Origin of the sequence: Mesorhizobium sp. WSM3868 (assembly GCF_002294785.1) — a bacterium.
Lineage (GTDB): Bacteria > Pseudomonadota > Alphaproteobacteria > Rhizobiales > Rhizobiaceae > Mesorhizobium.
This window is the reverse complement of record NZ_NSGB01000001.1, coordinates 158,789-174,624: the sequence shown is the minus strand read 5'-3', so window position 1 is coordinate 174,624 and position 15,836 is coordinate 158,789. Positions and strand designations below refer to the sequence as shown.

Genomic DNA, 15,836 nt, shown 5'->3' with positions numbered 1-15,836 from the left:
TCAGGTCTCCCGGAATTCGGTTCGCGCCAGGCCGTTGTCGAGATTGATCGTGGTGCGCAGCCGCATGCGTTCCGGCGTCGGCGTCATGATCAGCACGGCGTCGATCTCGATCTTCAGGCCGACGCTCTTGTCGCCGAGCGTGACATTGACCGTCGTGGCGCTTTCCTTGAGCCGCGGCTCGAAGGTGGCGAGCACCGCGCGGATCTCGCGCGCCAGGGTATCGCGGTCGAAGTCCCGCGAGGAGCGGCCGGAGAAGGACGGCACGCCGTAGTTCACGACGCTGCGGCGCACCTCCGGAAAGTCGGCAAGCGACGGCAGCTCGTCCAGGGGCTGTTCGTGCTCGGCATCGGAAAGCATCGGAACGGACTCGAAGCGCTCGGTGTTGAACAAGGCTTCGATGTCGCGCCGGACGGCTTCCCTGAGCACCCGCGCCGACACCACCACGCCGCGGCTTTCGATCTCGGCCCGATGTTCGGCCTGGAACACCAGACGGTGCAGGCGCCGCTTTTGGTCGGGGGTGAGTTCCACATCGGCATCGATGGTGCGTGCGCTGCCGGCAAGAAGAGCCTCGACGCGCTCGGCGCCGAGTTCTTCTTCCAGCAGGCGACGCAGCCCCTCGATCTCCGACGTCAGCCCGGGCAGGTCGTTGATGAGGCGGTCCCAGAGGGAGGGCTGGACCGCCTCGCGCTTTGCTCGCGAACTGCCGGCGAGCTGCGCCCTTGCGCCGGGCCTTTTGGCCTCACTTGCCGACATAGACATCCATTTCGATCTCGTCGTCCTTGTCGTAGACGAATTTGATCTTCTTGTAGGCGAAGCTCACTTCTTCCTCGATCAGGTCGGCCTCGTCATCGGCCTGCTTCATGTCGTATTCCATGATCGAAGCGTCGGTGAGCGTCACCACCAGATAATCGCTGGTCTCGCCGTCGATGGTGCGGCGCGCCGAAAACACCACTTCGTCGAGCGCCTTGTTGTCGAACAGCGCCTTCTTCAGGTAAGGCGACGCCTTGTCGTAATGCTTGGTGAACTTGATCATCCCCAAGGATACGCGCCCGCGGCGCGAGAGCGAATTGGGATCGTAAGGCGCGATCATCTTGTAGTCGACGCCATGGACTTCGATCTCATCTTCGTGGCCGTCGCGCACACTGGGACCCTTGATGTCCGGAACTTTCAGAAAACCATCGATCTTCATTGAAGGCATTGTCTTTCTCCACCGCTCTCAAACCAAACATGATGACTATGCTTGCTATTTCACCCCTTCACTGACGGCAGTTCGGACACCAGCCGGAGCGAGGCATTGATGCCTTCCAGCTGGTAGTGCGGACGCAGATAGAAACGGGCGTTGTAGTAACCGGGCCGGCCTTCGACACTGTCGACCTGGACCTCGGCCGCGGCGAGCGGGCGCTTGGCGCGCGCCTTGTCGTCGGCAAAGGCTGGATTGGCCAGCACGTACCGGTTGATCCATTCGGTCAACCAGATCTGCATGTCGGTGCGTTCCTTGAACGAGCCGATCTTGTCGCGCGCGATCGCCTTGAGGTAGTGGGCGAAGCGCGAGACCGGGAATAGGTAGGGCAGGTTGGCGCTGAGCCGCTCGTTGGCCTGCGCGTCGGGATCGACCAGACGCCCGGCTCGCGTCTCGTCGTCCTGCAGCGAATGGGCGCCGATGAAGGCCGCAAGGTCGGTGTTCTTCCGGTGCAGGATCGGCATCAGACCGAGCTTGGCGAGCTCCGCTTCGCGCCGGTCGTCGATGGCGACTTCCGTCGGGCATTTCATCGCGATCGATCCGTCGTCGGTCGGAAACGCGTGCACCGGCAGGTTGAGCACCGTGCCGCCGTTTTCGACGCCGCGGATCTGTGTGCCCCAGCCAAAAAGCTTGTGGCTGCGGTTGATGTTGACGCCCATCGGAAAGGCGGCGTTCATCCAGACATATTTGTTGTGGTCGCCTCCCACCTCTTCCTCGAAGGTGAAACCCTTCACCGGAACGGTCTCCGAGCCGTAGGGCAGGCGCGCCAGCACCCGCGGCATGGTGAGGCCGATATAGCGGGCGTCCTCGCTCTCGCGCAGCGACTGCCACGAGGCATAGGCCGGGTTGTTGACGATCATCTGCAGGTCCTGCGGGTTGGGCAGTTCCTGCCAGCTGTCCATGCGGAACAGGCGCGGCGAGGCCGCTGCGATGAAGGGCGTGTGCGCCGAGGCGCAGACGCCGGAGATGTTGCGCAGCAGGCCGACGTCGCGCGGATGGTTCGAGAATTCGTAGGCGCCGAGAATGCAGCCGATCGGCTCGCCGCCCAGCATCGAATACTCGTCCGTATAGACCTTCTTGAAGATCGGGCTCTGGTCCCACATCTGGCCTTCATAGTCTTCCAGCGTGTCGGCCAGCTGTTCCTTGGAGATGTTCATCACCCGGATCTTGAGCTTCGTATCCGTCTCGGTGTTGTTGACGAGATACCAGAGGCCGCGCCAGGTGCCTTCCATCTCGCGCACTTCCGGCGCGTGCAGGATCTCGTTGACCTGCGTCGTCAGCATCTTGTCGATGCCGGCGATCAGCGACTTGATCGACTTGATCGCATTGGACGAGATGGTGGTGGTTTCGGAGCGCGACTGCGCCGCCAGCGCCAGGTTGCGCACCAGCTGCTGCAGCTTTTCGCTGTCGTCCTTCTTGACCTTGAAATCCTTTTCCAGGAGGCCGCTGAATTCGCCGAGGTCAATCGCTTCCGCCTCGGCGGTGGCGGCTGCGGTTTTTTGCTGTTCAGCCATGACTTACTCCTCGCCCTTGCCCTCAGAAATCGCCTGGCCGGCGATCTTGCTCAGCAGCGGTTCGTTGTTCAGAAGCTGCGCGATGCGCTTTTCGGCGTCGACGCGGCCATCCATGAAGCCGAGCAACTCTTCGAGCTGCCGGCGCATCTTGAGAATCTCGGCCAGTTGCGGGACCTGCTCGGCGATCTTGTCGGGCGCGAAATCGCCCATCTTGGAGAAGGTGAGATCGATCGCGAGCTCTTCGTCCCGCTCGGCGCCCTCGGCTTGCGGGAGTGTGTTCTTTACCCGCGCCTTCACCCGCGGCCCCATGGCCTCCATGAACTTCGGGAAGCGGTTGGCGTCGGTTTCGACGAAGTTGCGGTCGAGCACCGACTTCACCGCTTCCTTGGTCTGTGAAGCGCCGGAAAGATCGGCCATCACGGCCATGACGAACGGCAGTTCGATCGTTGTCGGGCTGCCGTAGGTCTCGACGTCATAGGCGATCTGCACGCGCGGGGCGCGGTTTCTTTCGATGACCTTCGCTTTGCTCTCTGCTGGCATGCTTGTTACCTTTCATCCTTCTGGGCCGGCTTCTTCGGATCGGGGACACCGGCAAGCAGCCGGAACTCCTTCAGCCCCGACGGGGCGAGATCTTCCATCAGTTCCACGAAATCCATGTGCACCATGCGGCGCACGCGGCGGGCGAGATGCGGGATCGGGCTCGACGGCTCGGTCCGGTCATAAAAGGCGACGACGAGATCCAGGCATTTGACGACGTCGTCGCGCGAGGTGATCCGGTCGGGCAGCCCGGCGCCCGGTTCCGCATAGCTTGCGACACTTGCCATCGATTCGGCTCCCCTCGCTTCGGCGCCCATTCTTTCGCCACCATGGCCGTTTGGGCCGGGCGCTGCCGGTTCCGCCGGCTGCGGGATTGGCTTTGCGGCGCCGTTCGCCCCGGCACCGGCGGCGGAATTCCGCTCCAGCGTCGTCAGCAAACGCTGCAGGAAGCGTCTCAATTCCGGAATGGCGGGGCCATTGCCGTCGATGCGCTTGTTGAGGGCGGCGTCGACCTCGTCGAGAGCGGCGATCACCGCGCGGGCGTCGGCGAGCAGCGAGGTCATCGCCTCGCCGGCCTGATCGACGTGCGCCTTGCACCCGGTGCGCACCCGGTTCACCAGCTGGTTGTGGCCGCTTACCAGCGCCGCCTTTTCCGCCGCGCCCAGTCCCGAAGCAGCCTCCTGCAGCATGACGTGTTCGTCGAGGCTGCCCTTCTCCAGGTCCTCTCCCTTGATCGGGCCGACCGTGCGCGGCGCAAAGAAGACCATGCCGCGCAGATCCTTGAGCAGCCCGTCCTGGCTGTTTTGCAGGTCGATCAGCGCATTGATGCGCCGCAAGGCAGCCTCGCGCGCCGTGGCGCCAGAGCGCAGTGCCGGATGCATCGTTTCCCAATGCCTGTCGAAGGTTTGGGCGATCAGTGTCAGGCCTTCGGCGAGCCCGCCCAGCTGTTCTTCGTTGGCAAGGGCACGCACAACCAGGACGAGAAGGCGCAGGTCCCGCCCGTGCGACCGCAACTCCTCCGCCTTGGTGAGTACGACGGACCAGTCGACCGGAACATCGACTTCCGATTTGTTGTTTCCTTCGTATTCGACCTTTTTCTGCTGTTCGGTCAGGCGCTCCAGCTCATGAAAGGCCGGGTCGTTACGCAAGTCCTCTCCCGACGGATTTTCACCGTTCAGAGGATTCAGCCAGAGTGCGAGATCAATCACACTAACCCCCAGCCAGCGGCCCTGAGACCCTATGTGACGCAACGTTACCACCGGCCTCGCGTCACGACAATTGAGCAGCTGCTCAAAAACTAACGGATGCTAAACGCGACCGTTTCTTTCAGCAAAACCCATTGCGCGATTACCGGGCCGGGTATGTGAAATGGCTCGCATAGCCCGGACCGCAATTCGGTGTTTCTTGCACGACATTGCAGAGCTTGTGTAACCGGGCAGTGCCGCCCGGATAGATCCAAACGTCTTATCCGTCACGCGGCTTTGTCAAGCCGCCGCTTATATGGCAGGGTACGGTTGGCAGATTGCGGGAGCAAGTTCGAATGGAACAGCGCCGGTCATCGCAGAGCTTCAAGCGTAAGGAACTGGTCGCCAAGCTCAACGCCACGGGGGTGCGCGCCTTCAAGGCCGCGGCCGATACGGCCAAGCTGCGCGGCAATCCTTATGTGGAGCTCGTCCACTTCATCCAGCAACTGGTGCTGTCCGAGCGCTCGGACGTGCAGATGATCATCGCCGATGCCGGGTTGGACGTCAGCCGGCTGACGGCTGACATGACCCGAGCCATCGACAAGCTGCCTTACGGCGCGACCTCCGTCGAGGAATTCTCCGATCACATCTTCCACGCCATCCAGGAAGGCTGGAACCTGGCGACGCTGGAGTTCGGCGTGGAGGAGGTGCGCAGCGCCCATATCCTGCTGGCCTGCCTGAGGACGCCGGTGCTGGAAGGCCTGGTCTCGAAAATCAGCGCCGAATTCGACAAGATCGATGCCGACGGCGTCGTTTCCCGTTTCGCCGACGTGACCGAAGGCTCGCTCGAAGCCGGCACACCTGCCGCCTCTGCCGCCGCCGAACAGCCGATGAAGCGCGGTCCGGGCGGAGATTCGGCGCTGGCCAAATACGCGACCGACCTCACGCTGCGCGCCCGCGACGGCAAGATCGATCCGGTCGTCGGCCGCGACCCGGAAATCCGGCAGATCGTCGACATCCTCATGCGTCGCCGCCAAAACAACCCGATCCTGACCGGCGAGGCCGGCGTCGGCAAGACGGCGGTGGTCGAAGGATTTGCGCTCCGCATCGCCCAGGGCGACGTGCCGCCGACGCTTGAGAATGTCAGCGTGCGCATGCTCGATGTCGGGCTGATGCAGGCGGGCGCCAGCGTCAAGGGCGAGTTCGAGAAGCGGCTGAAGGCGGTCATCGACGAGGTTCAGGCCTCCGAGGTGCCGGTCATCCTGTTCATCGACGAGGCGCATACGCTGATCGGCGCCGGCGGTGCCGCGGGCACCGGCGACGCCGCCAATCTTTTGAAGCCGGCGCTGGCGCGCGGCGAGCTGCGCACCATAGCCGCCACGACCTGGGCCGAATACAAGCAGCATATCGAGAAGGACCCGGCGCTGACGCGCCGCTTCCAGGTGGTCAAGATCGAGGAGCCGTCGGAAGCTGTGGCCGTGCTGATGCTGCGCGGCGTCGCCGGCGTCCTGGAGCAGCACCACAAGGTCCAGATACTGGACGAGGCGATCGAGGCGGCGGTCGCGCTCTCGCACCGCTACATTCCGGCCAGGCAACTGCCGGACAAGGCCGTCAGCCTGCTCGACACGGCTTGCGCGCGCGTTGCGGTCTCGCAGCATGCGACGCCGGCCGAGGTCGAAGACATTCTGCGCCGCCGCCAGGCTCTGGAGGTCGAGAGCGGCATCATCGGCCGCGAGGCGGCGATCGGCATCGAGGTCGCCGACCGGCAGGCTCGCGTCGATGCCGGGCTGGCGGAAACCGAGACGACTTTAGCCGCCGCCCAAGCGCGCTGGGATCGGGAAAAAGCGCTCGTGAGCCAGATCCTCGACCTGCGCGCCAAACTGCGCGGTGAAGGCGTGCCGCTCGATGCGGCGGCCGGGGAGGCCGGGGAGGAAACCGTAGCGGCTGAGCCGGCTGCGTCCGAAACTCCCGAAGCAAAGGCGCCCGAGAGCAAGGCGGCTGAAACCAAGCCCGCGAAATCCAAGGGCTCGAAAGCCAAGGCGGCGAAAGGCGAGGCGGTCGAAGAGGCGGCCGTTGCCGAGACGATCGCCGAGGGATCGGCCGGTTCGTCTGCCGATCTCGCGCGGCTGCGCGAGCTGATGGCGGAGCTTGCCGCGGCGCAGGGCGAGACGCCGCTGATCCTGCCTTCGGTCGATCGCAATGCGGTCGCGGCCGTGGTGCAGGATTGGACCGGCATCCCGACCGGACGGATGCTGTCCAGCCAGACCGAGAAAGCGCTCAGGCTGGCCGCGACCCTTTCGGAACGCGTGGTCGGCCAGGATCACGCGATGGAGATGATCGCCAAACGTGTCCAGACCAGCCGCGCCGGCCTTGGCGCGCCGGAAAAGCCGGTCGGCGTATTCCTGCTCTGCGGCCCCTCCGGCGTCGGCAAGACCGAGACCGCGCTGGCGCTCGCCGAGACACTCTATGGCGGCGAGCAGAACCTGATCTCGATCAATATGTCTGAGTTCCAGGAAGCGCATACCGTCTCGACGCTCAAGGGCGCGCCGCCCGGCTATGTCGGTTACGGCAAGGGCGGCATCCTGACCGAGGCGGTGCGCAGAAAACCCTATTCGGTGATCCTGCTCGACGAGGTCGAGAAGGCGCACCCGGACGTCCACGAAATCTTCTTCCAGGTCTTCGACAAGGGCATGATGGACGACAGCGAGGGCCGGCGCATCGATTTCAAGAACACGCTGATCCTGCTCACCTCGAATGTCGGCTCCGACGTCATCATGGACCGCACCAAGAACGGCACCGTGCGGACCGGCATCGACGATCTCGACGCGGCCCTGCGCACTCCGCTGCTGAAAGTTTTCCCGGCCGCCTTCCTCGGTCGGGTGGTCACCATACCCTATTATCCACTGTCGGATTCGATGATCGAGGCGATCGCCCGCCATCAGTTCGGCAAGATCGCGCGGCGGCTTAAAGCAACCAACGATGCCGAACTGGTCATCGGCGACGGCGTCATGGATCTGGTCAAGGCGCGCTGCACCGAGATCGAGTCCGGCGGCCGCATGATCGACGCCATCCTCACCAACACGCTGCTGCCGGAGCTCAGCCGCGGCGTGCTCAACCGCTCGCTGGAGGGCGCGAAGATGACGAAGGTCACCGTCGGCGCGTCCAAGGAAGGTTTTACCTACTCCTTCGAGTAGCCGCAGCAACTCCGGGGAAGGAGTGTAGCGCCCAATCGGGCCAAGCTATTTTGAAGATAGAGACTGGGAACTTTTGCTCCGCTGGCGATTTTGGATATGCTGCTGACCCGAAATGGCCGGAAAGGTGCCGCCGATGACGAAAAACCTTGCGATCTCCGCTCTCGTTCTGGCCACGGCCATTGGCGTGTCCGGCGCGGCGTTCGCCGGCGACCGGCAGCTTAAGCGCCCGGTCGAGCAGGAGCGCTACGTTCCGGCCGAAGGCGACCTCATCGACATCCTGTTCGGCGGACCGCGCTACTATGACGCCATGCTGGTCACTTCGGCGGCGGGCGCATGTTCGTACCACCGGACGGGGCCGGACGCGAACGCGCTGAACAAAATCAACGACCATCACTGCGGAAAATAAGGTCTGCCCCGCGCCATTCGTACGAGCCAGCCGTCGGCAAGCCGCGACCGCCTCCATTGATCATGCCGCGAACTGATCGTTCGCCGAGGTGGCTGGCCGTTCGGGCAGCCCGGCCTCAGCCTGCCCCGCGGTTGGGCCGCTCTGCCGTCGCACACATTCAACCGAAACATTGTATACAATAACAAAGAAATCTGTTGACAATCTTTCGCAGGCGGCTTCCCATAGGCTATCCGCGCAGCCGATGAGCAAAACAAAAGCGCGATAACCAGAAGGGAACCGATATGATCAACCGACGCTCGACTTTGAAATCGCTGGTGCTTGGCGCCGCCTCGACCCTGGCCATGGCCGCCATAGGCATCCCGTCCGCGCAGGCTGAAAACAAGGAACTGAAGATCGGCTTTGTTGGTGTCACCAGCGGTCCCGCCGCCGCCTGGGGCACGTCCAATGTGCGCTCGATGCAGACGCGCGCCGCCTGGCTCAACGAAAAAGGCGGCGTCAAGATCGGCGACGACACCTACAACATCAACATCGTCACCTTCGACGACCAGAAAGATCCCAAGCGCGCCATCGCCGGCATGGAGAAGATGGCGCAGGAGGGCATCCACTATGTCGTCGGACCCAATGTCGATGACGGCGCTGCTGCGGTGCGCCCTGTAGCCGAGGCCAACGGCATCATCTATTTCCCCTACGCCTTCCCGAAGGCGCTCTACCAGAAGCCGGCCTCGAACGCCGTGCTCGGCATGATCGCCAACTACCAGTCGGGCCCGGCGATCTATAAATACCTCAAGGAAAACAAGGGCGTGAAGACGATCGCCTTTGTCGCCGCGAACGAATCCGACCCGCTCAGCCAGCGTGACAGCGGCGTCGAGGCGGCCAAGGCGCTCGGGCTCGACGTCGTCGCGCAGAACGACACGTACCAGAACGACACCCGCGACTTCACGCCGGTGCTGACCCCGATCGTCGCGCTGAAGCCCGATCTGCTGGTGCTGTCCGGCGTGGCGCCGGCCAACGCGCCGCTGCTCATCCGCGCCGCCCGCGAGCTCGGCTTCGAGGGCTTGATCTCGACCGAGACGGCGCAGGACGCCAAGGTTCTGGAGGAGGGCGCCGGCGAATACGCCAACGGCTTCATTTCCGTCGGCGGTGCCTCGACGCCGGAGATCGCGTCCGACGAGATGAAGGAGTTCGTCGCGCGCTACACCAAGATGTTCGGCGAGTATAACGACGAGTCCAATACCAAGGTTTACGCGTTGGAGTACATCATCGAGACGATGAAGGCCAATCCGGCCGCCATCAACAATGTCGACGAATTCAAGAAGACCATGGACACCTTCTCGGCGCCCAACCCCTTTCTCAAGGGCGACGCCAAGCTGAGCTATGTCGGCGCGACCTCCTTCGGCCAGAAGCGTCAGCTAGCCGTGCCGATGGTGGTCAACGAATACAAGGACGGCGCTTTCCAGACCCTGTTCGTCGGCTCCGTCGACTAGGTTTGGGTTCCTAAGGTTACTTCCTCCCGAATGCCGGGGGTCCGGGCGATGCTCGGACCCCGCGGAAGATCGAAGGATCCATGGAACAGGTCATCGCCAACGGATTGTATCTCGGCGCCCAGTACGCGCTGATCGCGCTCGGGCTAACCCTGATCTTCGCCCTGATGAACGTGCTGAATTTCGCCCACGGGCAGATGTACGTTCTGGGCGGGTTCATCACCTATACCGTCTACGGCCAACTCGGCCTGCCTTTCGTGGTGGCGCTGCTGGCCTCCGGCGTGACGCTCGCCGTCATCGGCGCGCTGATGGAGAGATTCCTCTTTCGAACGGTTATCCGCCGCAGTCACCGCGAGGAGAGCACCATGCTGCTCGCCGCCGCGACGGCCTTCTTCTTCGACGCCGTCATCCTGCTCATGTTCGGTGAGAAGCAGCGCGGCGTTCCCAAGATCGTTAAAGGCGTCTTCAACGAGGCCGGCATCATCATGCCTTATGACCGCCTGGTTGTCGGCGCTCTGGCCATCGTCTTCATCGCCGCCTTTGTCCTTTACATGCAGTACAGCCGGGTCGGCCGCGCCATGCGCGCGCTCGCTCAGGACCGTGTCGCGGCCCAGCTGATGGGTGTCAGGGTCGACCGCTATTCGATGATCGGCTTCGCGCTAGGCGCCATGCTGGCCGGCGTTGTCGGCGGCCTGCTGGTCACCATCACCGGCGTCAATTCCGGCATTGGCGGCCCGATCTCGATCAAGGCCTTCCTGATGGTGATGATCGGCGGCGCCGGCGTCGTCGGCGGCGCGATCGCCGGCGGCTTCATCCTCGGCATGATGGAATCGGTCGGCCTCACCGCGCTGCGAGAATATGGCGACGTCACCTACCTCGTCATCTTCGCCGCCCTGATGGTGTTTCTGTCGATCCGCCCCAACGGGCTGATGGGCAAGCCGTGGGGTTGATCGCGCCATGACCCGCAATCGCAACATGAAGATCGCTTCGGTCGCAGCCTTCCTGGCGATCGTCTTCATCGCCGTGCCGGCCGCGATCTCGGCAAGCGGCCGCATCGACCTCTACTACACGCTGACCTCGGTGGCGCTGCTCAGCATTGCCAGCGCCGGCGTGTGGCTCACCTTCTACATCGGCCGCATCAATATCGGCCAGGGCGCCTATGCACTGATGGGCGGCTATGTCTCGGCCATACTGGTGATGAACCACGGCTGGTCGTTCTGGCTGACGCTGCCTGTCGCCGGTCTCTTCTGCGCCGGCGCGAGCGTGCTGATCGGTCTGCCGATCCTGCGGCTGCGCGGCGTCTATTTCGCCATGGTGACGCTGGTTCTGACCGAGGTCGTGCGGCTCTTGGCGCTGGCGCTGCCGATCACCAACGGCGCCAAGGGCATCGTCAGCATCCCGCTGCCCGGCGCGCTCTCGGTCTTCGGGCTGACCATCATCCCGGACTTCGCCACGCTGCAGAATTCGCGGCTCGCTTTCTACCTGCTGGCGGTCACGCTGATGGTGGGCTGCTTCGCCGTGATGTATCGGCTGGTCAACTCGCGCATCGGCAAGCTCTGCCAGTCGCTGCAGCAGAACGAGGAACTCGCTTCCTCGATCGGCGTCAACATCGCCTATCTGCGCGTCATCGCCTATGCGGTGTCCTCCTTCTTCGGCGGTCTCGCCGGCGCCATCTTCGCCGCCATCTCGCAGTCGATCTATCCGTCGAGCTTCACGGTCACCGATTCCGTCAACTTCATGCTGAACTGCTTCCTCGGCGGCCTCGGCTACGTGTTCGGTCCGATGCTCGGCACGCTGGTGCTCTATTTCGGCTGGGACCTCTTGTTCCAGACCGGCCAGTTCCAGCTCCTGATATATTCCGGCCTGATGATCGTATTGATGCTGGTGCTGCCAAACGGCCTGCTCAGCCTCACGGTTCCGACCCGGAAGAAGGCTTGAGCCATGGCCGAAATGCTCGAAGTTTCCGGCATCACCAAGCGCTTCGGCGGTCTCGTCGCGGTCAACAACGTCTCCTTCTCGGTGCGCGAGAAGGAGATTCTCTCGGTCATCGGTCCGAACGGCGCCGGCAAATCGACGCTGTTCAAGCTGATCTCGTCGTTCCTCAGGCCAACGTCCGGCGAGGTCCGCCTGAAGGGTGAACGCATCTCCGGCATGGCGCCGCATATTGCCGCGCGCAAGGGCGTCGTGCGCACCTTCCAGGAAACGACGATCTTCAAGAACATGAGCGTGCGCGACAACGTCATCATCGCGCATCATCTGCGCTCGAAGGCGAGCCTCGTCGGTTTCTTTCTCGGCACCGGCACGGCCAAGGCAGACGAAGCGGCTTTCGGCCAGTCCGCCGACGAGATCCTGGCGCTGCTCGGCCTGGCTTCGCTTGCCAGCGAGATCGCCCGCAACCTGCCACATGGCCATTTGCGGGCGCTGGGCATCGCCATCGGCCTTGCCACCGATCCCTCGATCCTGCTGCTCGACGAGCCCTTTGCCGGCATGAATCACGAGGAGACGATGCGCATGGTGGCGATGGTGCGGCGCCTGCGCGATCTCGGCCTTACCATCCTGCTCGTCGAGCACGACATGCCGGCCGTGATGAAGATCTCGGACCGCATCGTGGTGCTCAATTTCGGGCAGAAGATCGCCGAGGGAACACCGTCGGAAATCCAGGCCAACGAGAAGGTCATCGAAGCCTATCTCGGCAGCGAAGACGAGGCGATCGGGCTATGAACCAGATCCTGAACTTCGCCGGCGTCGAACTCTATTACGATCACGTCTATGCGCTGAAGGGCGTCTCGCTCGAGGTCAATGAGGGTGAGACCGTCGCGCTGATCGGCGCCAACGGCGCCGGCAAGTCGTCGATCCTGCGCGCCATCACCGGGCTCAACCGGATAAGGTCCGGCGAGATCCACTACAGCGGCAAGCGCATCGACGGTGCCGCTCCAGACGAGATCGTCAAGATGGGCATCGCCATGGTGCCGGAAGGGCGCCGCGTCTTTCCCTATATGACGGTCAGGGACAACCTTTTGATGGGCGCCTTCACACGCTCGAGCAAGGCCGAGATCACGGCGACGTTGGAGATGGTGCTGGGGCGCTTTCCCCGGCTGAAGGAGCGCTTCTCCCAAGCCGCCGGCACGATGAGCGGCGGCGAACAGCAAATGCTGGTCATCGGCCGCGCGCTGATGGCCAAGCCGAAGCTTTTGCTGCTCGACGAGCCGTCGCTCGGAGTCGCGCCAAAACTTGTCCAGGACATCGCCCGCTCGATTGTTGCCATCAACCGCGACGAGAAGGTCAGCGTTCTGTTGGTCGAGCAGAATTCCCGCATGGCGCTTCGCATTTCGCAGCGCGCCTATGCGCTGACCACCGGCAGCGTCGCCCTGAGCGGCAACTCCGCCGAATTGCTGAGCGACGACCGGGTCAAACGTCTTTATCTCGGCGGCGAGATCTGAGGCTGATTTTAATGCGCATACTCGTCATCAACCCCAACACGACCGCGTCGATGACCGGCAAGATCGGCAAGGCGGCGACAAGCGTCGCCTCATCAGGAACCGAAATCGTCGCTGTCAATCCGGCCGATGGTCCGCCGAGCATCGAGGGCTATTTCGACGAGGTGTTCGCCGTACCGGGCATCATCGCCGAGATGAGCAAGGCGCCGGCGGCGGACGCCTATGTGATCGCCTGCTTCGACGATACCGGGCTCGACGCCGCGCGCTGCGCGACCGAAGCGCCGGTCATCGGCATCGGCGAGGCGGCCTTCCATCTCGCCAGCCTTGTCGCCGGCAAGTTCAGCGTCGTCACCACACTCGCCCGCTCAGTCCCCGCCATCGAGCACAACCTTGCGAAATACGGTCTTTCCTCGCGCTGCGCCAAAGTGCGCTCGTCGGAAGTCGCCGTGCTCGAGCTTGAACGGCCAGGCTCGAACGCCAGGCATCGGATCTCGGACGAGATCGCGCGCGCCATTCGCGAGGATCACGCCGAGGCGATCGTGCTGGGCTGCGCCGGCATGGCCGACCTTGCGCACAGCCTGTCGGAAGAGCATGGCGTTCCGGTGCTTGACGGCGTCGTCTGCGCCGTCACCCTGGCCGAGAGCCTGTTCAAGGTCGGCTTGAAGACATCGAAGATCGGCGGCTATGCTGCCCCGCGAGGCAAGCGTTTCGCGGGTATCTTCGCTTCGGCGTCTCCCCCGCGCGCCGGTTCGCCTGGGTAAACGTGGCCCCGGGAGATCGGTCCCGCGGGATTGACCGGGGCGCGAGCGCCATTAGATTGGACCGGCCGCTGGCGATTTGGGGGCAGAGCGGGCCGCGTCGGGCCTGCGCATTGAAAGCATGTTGACGGTACTCAGAGAAGACGATCGCGACGACAAGCCGGCAGCGCGCTGGTCGCCGATCTACTATGGGCTGAGAGACGCAATCGTCAGCCATCGTCTCGCCCCGGGCACCAAGCTGCCGGAGGACGAGCTGGCGTCGATCTATTCGGTGAGTCGCACCGTCGTCCGCGCCGCCTTGCAGGCCCTTGCGCATGACCGGCTGGCGCGGCTGGAGCCCAACCGCGGTGCCTTCGTCGCACAGCCCTCGAAGATCGAGGCGCGCGAAGTGTTCGAGGCGAGGGCACTGATCGAACCCAAGGTGGCGGCGCTCGCCGCAAAGGCTGCGGTGCCCTCCGACATCGCGCAATTGCGAATGCACCTGGAGAAGGAGCATGAGGCGCTGCATGCCGGTCGCGACAGCGACGCCATCATGCTGTCGGCGCGCTTCCATGTTGGCATCGCCGAAATCGCGGCGCATTCGGTCTTCACCAACTTCGTGCGCGACCTCGTCTCGCATTCCTCGCTGATCATCGCGCTCTACTGGAAACGCCGCGACGCGACCTGCGAGAAACATGCCCATCACGCGCTGGTCGACGCCATTGAAGCCGGCGACAGCGCCGACGCCGCGGCGCTGATGAACAGCCATCTGGTCGATCTGCTCTCGGGGCTCGATCTCACCGACAAGGTCGAGAAGTCCGACAGCCTCGCTGATCTGCTCCGCGCCTGAAGGAGGCGTGTGCCCCGTTAGGCCGAGATAGGCTGACATGCCCTTGGCGCGGGTCAGCGCCACCAGCGGCGAGATCAGGCCTTGCTTCACCGTGTCATGCACCTGCGGAAGCGGCACTACCGATACTTTGACGCCGGCCTGCGCTATCGCCACCCCATCCAGTCGTGGATCGCTGCCCGATCGGCCTGATGCGCTAGACCTGAGCCTGCCGTTCCCGCGGCCGTTTTCGGGAGGTCTCGGCGCCGCCTCGATGCCTGATGTGATCGATGAATGCGCGCAGTTTGGGCAGGACCTGATGTTTTTCCGGGTAGTAGAGGAAGACACCCGGCGATGTCGCGGCGAAGGCCGAAAGCAGCGTTTCGAGGCGCCCGTCCGCGAGCGCCGCGGCGGCAATCGGGCTTGGCACCTGGGCAAGCCCGGCGCCCTGGATCGCAGCGCCAAGCAGCGTGGGATAGTCGTGTGCAATGAACGGCCCGGAAACGATTGCCTCGACCGCCTTGTTGCCTTTGGCGAAGCGCCACGGCGCGACCGAACCGTTCGATCGGCGCAGGCGCAGGCAGGCATGGTGGCGCAGATCCTCGATGCGCTCCGGCGTTGTTCGCTGGCGTAGATAGTCGGGACTGCCGACGACCACCATCGGGAAGGACGGCGCCAGTCGAACCGCGACCATGTCGGCCGCGATGAGGTCGCCGAGCCGGATACCGGCGTCGAATCCCTCGGCTGCGAGGTCCGCCAGCTCGCCGCTAGCGACGATCTCCAGCTCGATCTCGAGATAGGCCTGGCAGAAGGACGCGATCATCGGCTCCAGCAGCGTCGGCACCACCGCAGGCGGTACCGACAGGCGCAAAAGCCCAGCCGGCCGCTGGCCGACTTCGCGCGCGACCTCGCTTGCTGCTACCAATTCCTCGAAGGCTGGCCGGGCACGCGAGAAAAAACGCTCGCCGGCTTCGGTCAGGCCGACGCTGCGTGTCGTGCGGACGAACAGCGCGGCGCCGATGCGCGCTTCCAATGTCCGCACCGCCTGGCTGATCGCCGATGGCGTGACGCCGAGCTCCGCCGCCGCCTTGCGGAAATTGCGATGCCTGGCGACGCTCAGGAACGCCTCGACGCCGTCGAGGGCGCCATGCCGGACTGTGAAGTTTTGCTTCATGACCCATTGAGATTATCGCGGATAGTTCCCGGCACAAAGCGGTCGTATCTGTGTTGTCGATTGGAAGGCTGGAGGGAAGTGGCAATGACGGACGATTTGGATCGCG

The 15,836-nt window shown here is 63.8% G+C and carries 15 protein-coding genes and 1 pseudogene; 9 read left to right on the top strand and 7 right to left on the bottom strand.

The genetic code is table 11. The features are described 5' to 3' along the window. Genes tssE through tssA form a run of 5 tightly spaced genes read right to left on the bottom strand, consistent with a single transcriptional unit; the run spans window position 1 to window position 4,499 of the window. Complete coding sequence (gene tssE / locus CK221_RS00845; RefSeq protein ID WP_095776299.1) at window positions 1-753, bottom strand: type VI secretion system baseplate subunit TssE; 753 nt, start codon at window positions 751-753, stop codon at window positions 1-3. Next, window positions 740-1,189 carry an Hcp family type VI secretion system effector gene (locus tag CK221_RS00840; RefSeq protein ID WP_170950255.1) on the bottom strand — a complete coding sequence of 150 codons (450 nt, stop codon included), beginning with the start codon at window positions 1,187-1,189 and terminating at the stop codon, window positions 740-742. The genes tssE and CK221_RS00840 overlap by 14 nt, the downstream gene beginning before the upstream one ends. A 59-nt stretch (window positions 1,190-1,248) precedes the next feature. Next, window positions 1,249-2,754 (bottom strand): type VI secretion system contractile sheath large subunit, encoded by a 1,506-nt coding sequence (gene tssC, locus CK221_RS00835; RefSeq protein ID WP_066989059.1) that lies wholly within the window; start codon window positions 2,752-2,754, stop codon window positions 1,249-1,251. Between the two features lie 3 nt (window positions 2,755-2,757). Next, window positions 2,758-3,294, bottom strand: a complete 537-nt coding sequence (tssB, locus tag CK221_RS00830) for a type VI secretion system contractile sheath small subunit (protein WP_066989057.1) — start codon at window positions 3,292-3,294, stop codon at window positions 2,758-2,760. Window positions 3,295-3,299: 5 nt separating this feature from the next. Then, window positions 3,300-4,499 (bottom strand): type VI secretion system protein TssA, encoded by a 1,200-nt coding sequence (tssA, locus tag CK221_RS00825; protein ID WP_095776298.1) that lies wholly within the window; start codon window positions 4,497-4,499, stop codon window positions 3,300-3,302. Window positions 4,500-4,831: 332 nt separating this feature from the next. Between tssA and tssH the strand changes: the two genes are divergently transcribed. The 9 genes from tssH to CK221_RS00780 all read left to right on the top strand — a co-directional run bounded on the left by tssH (window position 4,832) and on the right by CK221_RS00780 (window position 14,580). Then, a complete protein-coding gene (gene tssH, locus CK221_RS00820; protein WP_095776297.1) occupies window positions 4,832-7,669 on the top strand; it encodes a type VI secretion system ATPase TssH in 2,838 nt (945 codons plus the stop codon). 112 nt (window positions 7,670-7,781) lie between these two features. Then, the gene (locus CK221_RS00815) at window positions 7,782-8,075 is read left to right on the top strand and encodes a hypothetical protein (RefSeq protein WP_245430551.1); all 294 of its coding nucleotides are present in this window, start codon (window positions 7,782-7,784) and stop codon (window positions 8,073-8,075) included. Between the two features lie 281 nt (window positions 8,076-8,356). After that, window positions 8,357-9,559 (top strand): ABC transporter substrate-binding protein, encoded by a 1,203-nt coding sequence (locus tag CK221_RS00810; protein ID WP_066989051.1) that lies wholly within the window; start codon window positions 8,357-8,359, stop codon window positions 9,557-9,559. Window positions 9,560-9,639: 80 nt separating this feature from the next. After that, complete coding sequence (locus tag CK221_RS00805; RefSeq protein ID WP_066989049.1) at window positions 9,640-10,506, top strand: branched-chain amino acid ABC transporter permease; 867 nt, start codon at window positions 9,640-9,642, stop codon at window positions 10,504-10,506. A 7-nt stretch (window positions 10,507-10,513) separates the two neighbouring features. Further along, window positions 10,514-11,494, top strand: coding sequence for a branched-chain amino acid ABC transporter permease (locus CK221_RS00800; RefSeq protein ID WP_095776296.1), 981 nt, complete (start codon window positions 10,514-10,516; stop codon window positions 11,492-11,494). Window positions 11,495-11,497: 3 nt separating this feature from the next. Next, complete coding sequence (locus CK221_RS00795; protein WP_095776295.1) at window positions 11,498-12,277, top strand: ABC transporter ATP-binding protein; 780 nt, start codon at window positions 11,498-11,500, stop codon at window positions 12,275-12,277. Further along, window positions 12,274-12,996, top strand: a complete 723-nt coding sequence (locus CK221_RS00790; protein ID WP_095776294.1) for an ABC transporter ATP-binding protein — start codon at window positions 12,274-12,276, stop codon at window positions 12,994-12,996. The genes CK221_RS00795 and CK221_RS00790 overlap by 4 nt, the downstream gene beginning before the upstream one ends. Window positions 12,997-13,007: 11 nt before the next feature. Next, on the top strand, window positions 13,008-13,754 hold the full coding sequence (locus CK221_RS00785; RefSeq protein WP_095776293.1) for an aspartate/glutamate racemase family protein: 747 nt from the start codon (window positions 13,008-13,010) through the stop codon (window positions 13,752-13,754). Window positions 13,755-13,872: 118 nt separating this feature from the next. Continuing rightward, window positions 13,873-14,580 (top strand): GntR family transcriptional regulator, encoded by a 708-nt coding sequence (locus CK221_RS00780; protein ID WP_066989406.1) that lies wholly within the window; start codon window positions 13,873-13,875, stop codon window positions 14,578-14,580. 21 nt (window positions 14,581-14,601) lie between these two features. Here CK221_RS00780 and CK221_RS30615 read toward each other — a convergent pair. Further along, window positions 14,602-14,718, bottom strand: a pseudogene (locus CK221_RS30615) (NAD-dependent dehydratase); the annotation flags it as partial. Window positions 14,719-14,773: 55 nt separating this feature from the next. Then, window positions 14,774-15,730, bottom strand: coding sequence for a LysR family transcriptional regulator (locus tag CK221_RS00770; protein WP_095776292.1), 957 nt, complete (start codon window positions 15,728-15,730; stop codon window positions 14,774-14,776). Between the last annotated feature and the right edge of the window lie 106 nt (window positions 15,731-15,836).

Coding starts and splice junctions, on each gene's coding strand:
- tssE (WP_095776299.1), bottom strand. CDS start 753: ATGTCGGCAAGTGAGGCCAAAAGGCCCGGCGCAAGGGCGCAGCTCGCC.
- CK221_RS00840 (WP_170950255.1), bottom strand. CDS start 1,189: ATGAAGATCGATGGTTTTCTGAAAGTTCCGGACATCAAGGGTCCCAGT.
- tssC (WP_066989059.1), bottom strand. CDS start 2,754: ATGGCTGAACAGCAAAAAACCGCAGCCGCCACCGCCGAGGCGGAAGCG.
- tssB (WP_066989057.1), bottom strand. CDS start 3,294: ATGCCAGCAGAGAGCAAAGCGAAGGTCATCGAAAGAAACCGCGCCCCG.
- tssH (WP_095776297.1), top strand. CDS start 4,832: ATGGAACAGCGCCGGTCATCGCAGAGCTTCAAGCGTAAGGAACTGGTC.
- CK221_RS00815 (WP_245430551.1), top strand. CDS start 7,782: ATGGCCGGAAAGGTGCCGCCGATGACGAAAAACCTTGCGATCTCCGCT.
- CK221_RS00810 (WP_066989051.1), top strand. CDS start 8,357: ATGATCAACCGACGCTCGACTTTGAAATCGCTGGTGCTTGGCGCCGCC.
- CK221_RS00805 (WP_066989049.1), top strand. CDS start 9,640: ATGGAACAGGTCATCGCCAACGGATTGTATCTCGGCGCCCAGTACGCG.
- CK221_RS00800 (WP_095776296.1), top strand. CDS start 10,514: ATGACCCGCAATCGCAACATGAAGATCGCTTCGGTCGCAGCCTTCCTG.
- CK221_RS00795 (WP_095776295.1), top strand. CDS start 11,498: ATGGCCGAAATGCTCGAAGTTTCCGGCATCACCAAGCGCTTCGGCGGT.
- CK221_RS00790 (WP_095776294.1), top strand. CDS start 12,274: ATGAACCAGATCCTGAACTTCGCCGGCGTCGAACTCTATTACGATCAC.
- CK221_RS00785 (WP_095776293.1), top strand. CDS start 13,008: ATGCGCATACTCGTCATCAACCCCAACACGACCGCGTCGATGACCGGC.
- CK221_RS00780 (WP_066989406.1), top strand. CDS start 13,873: ATGTTGACGGTACTCAGAGAAGACGATCGCGACGACAAGCCGGCAGCG.
- CK221_RS00770 (WP_095776292.1), bottom strand. CDS start 15,730: ATGAAGCAAAACTTCACAGTCCGGCATGGCGCCCTCGACGGCGTCGAG.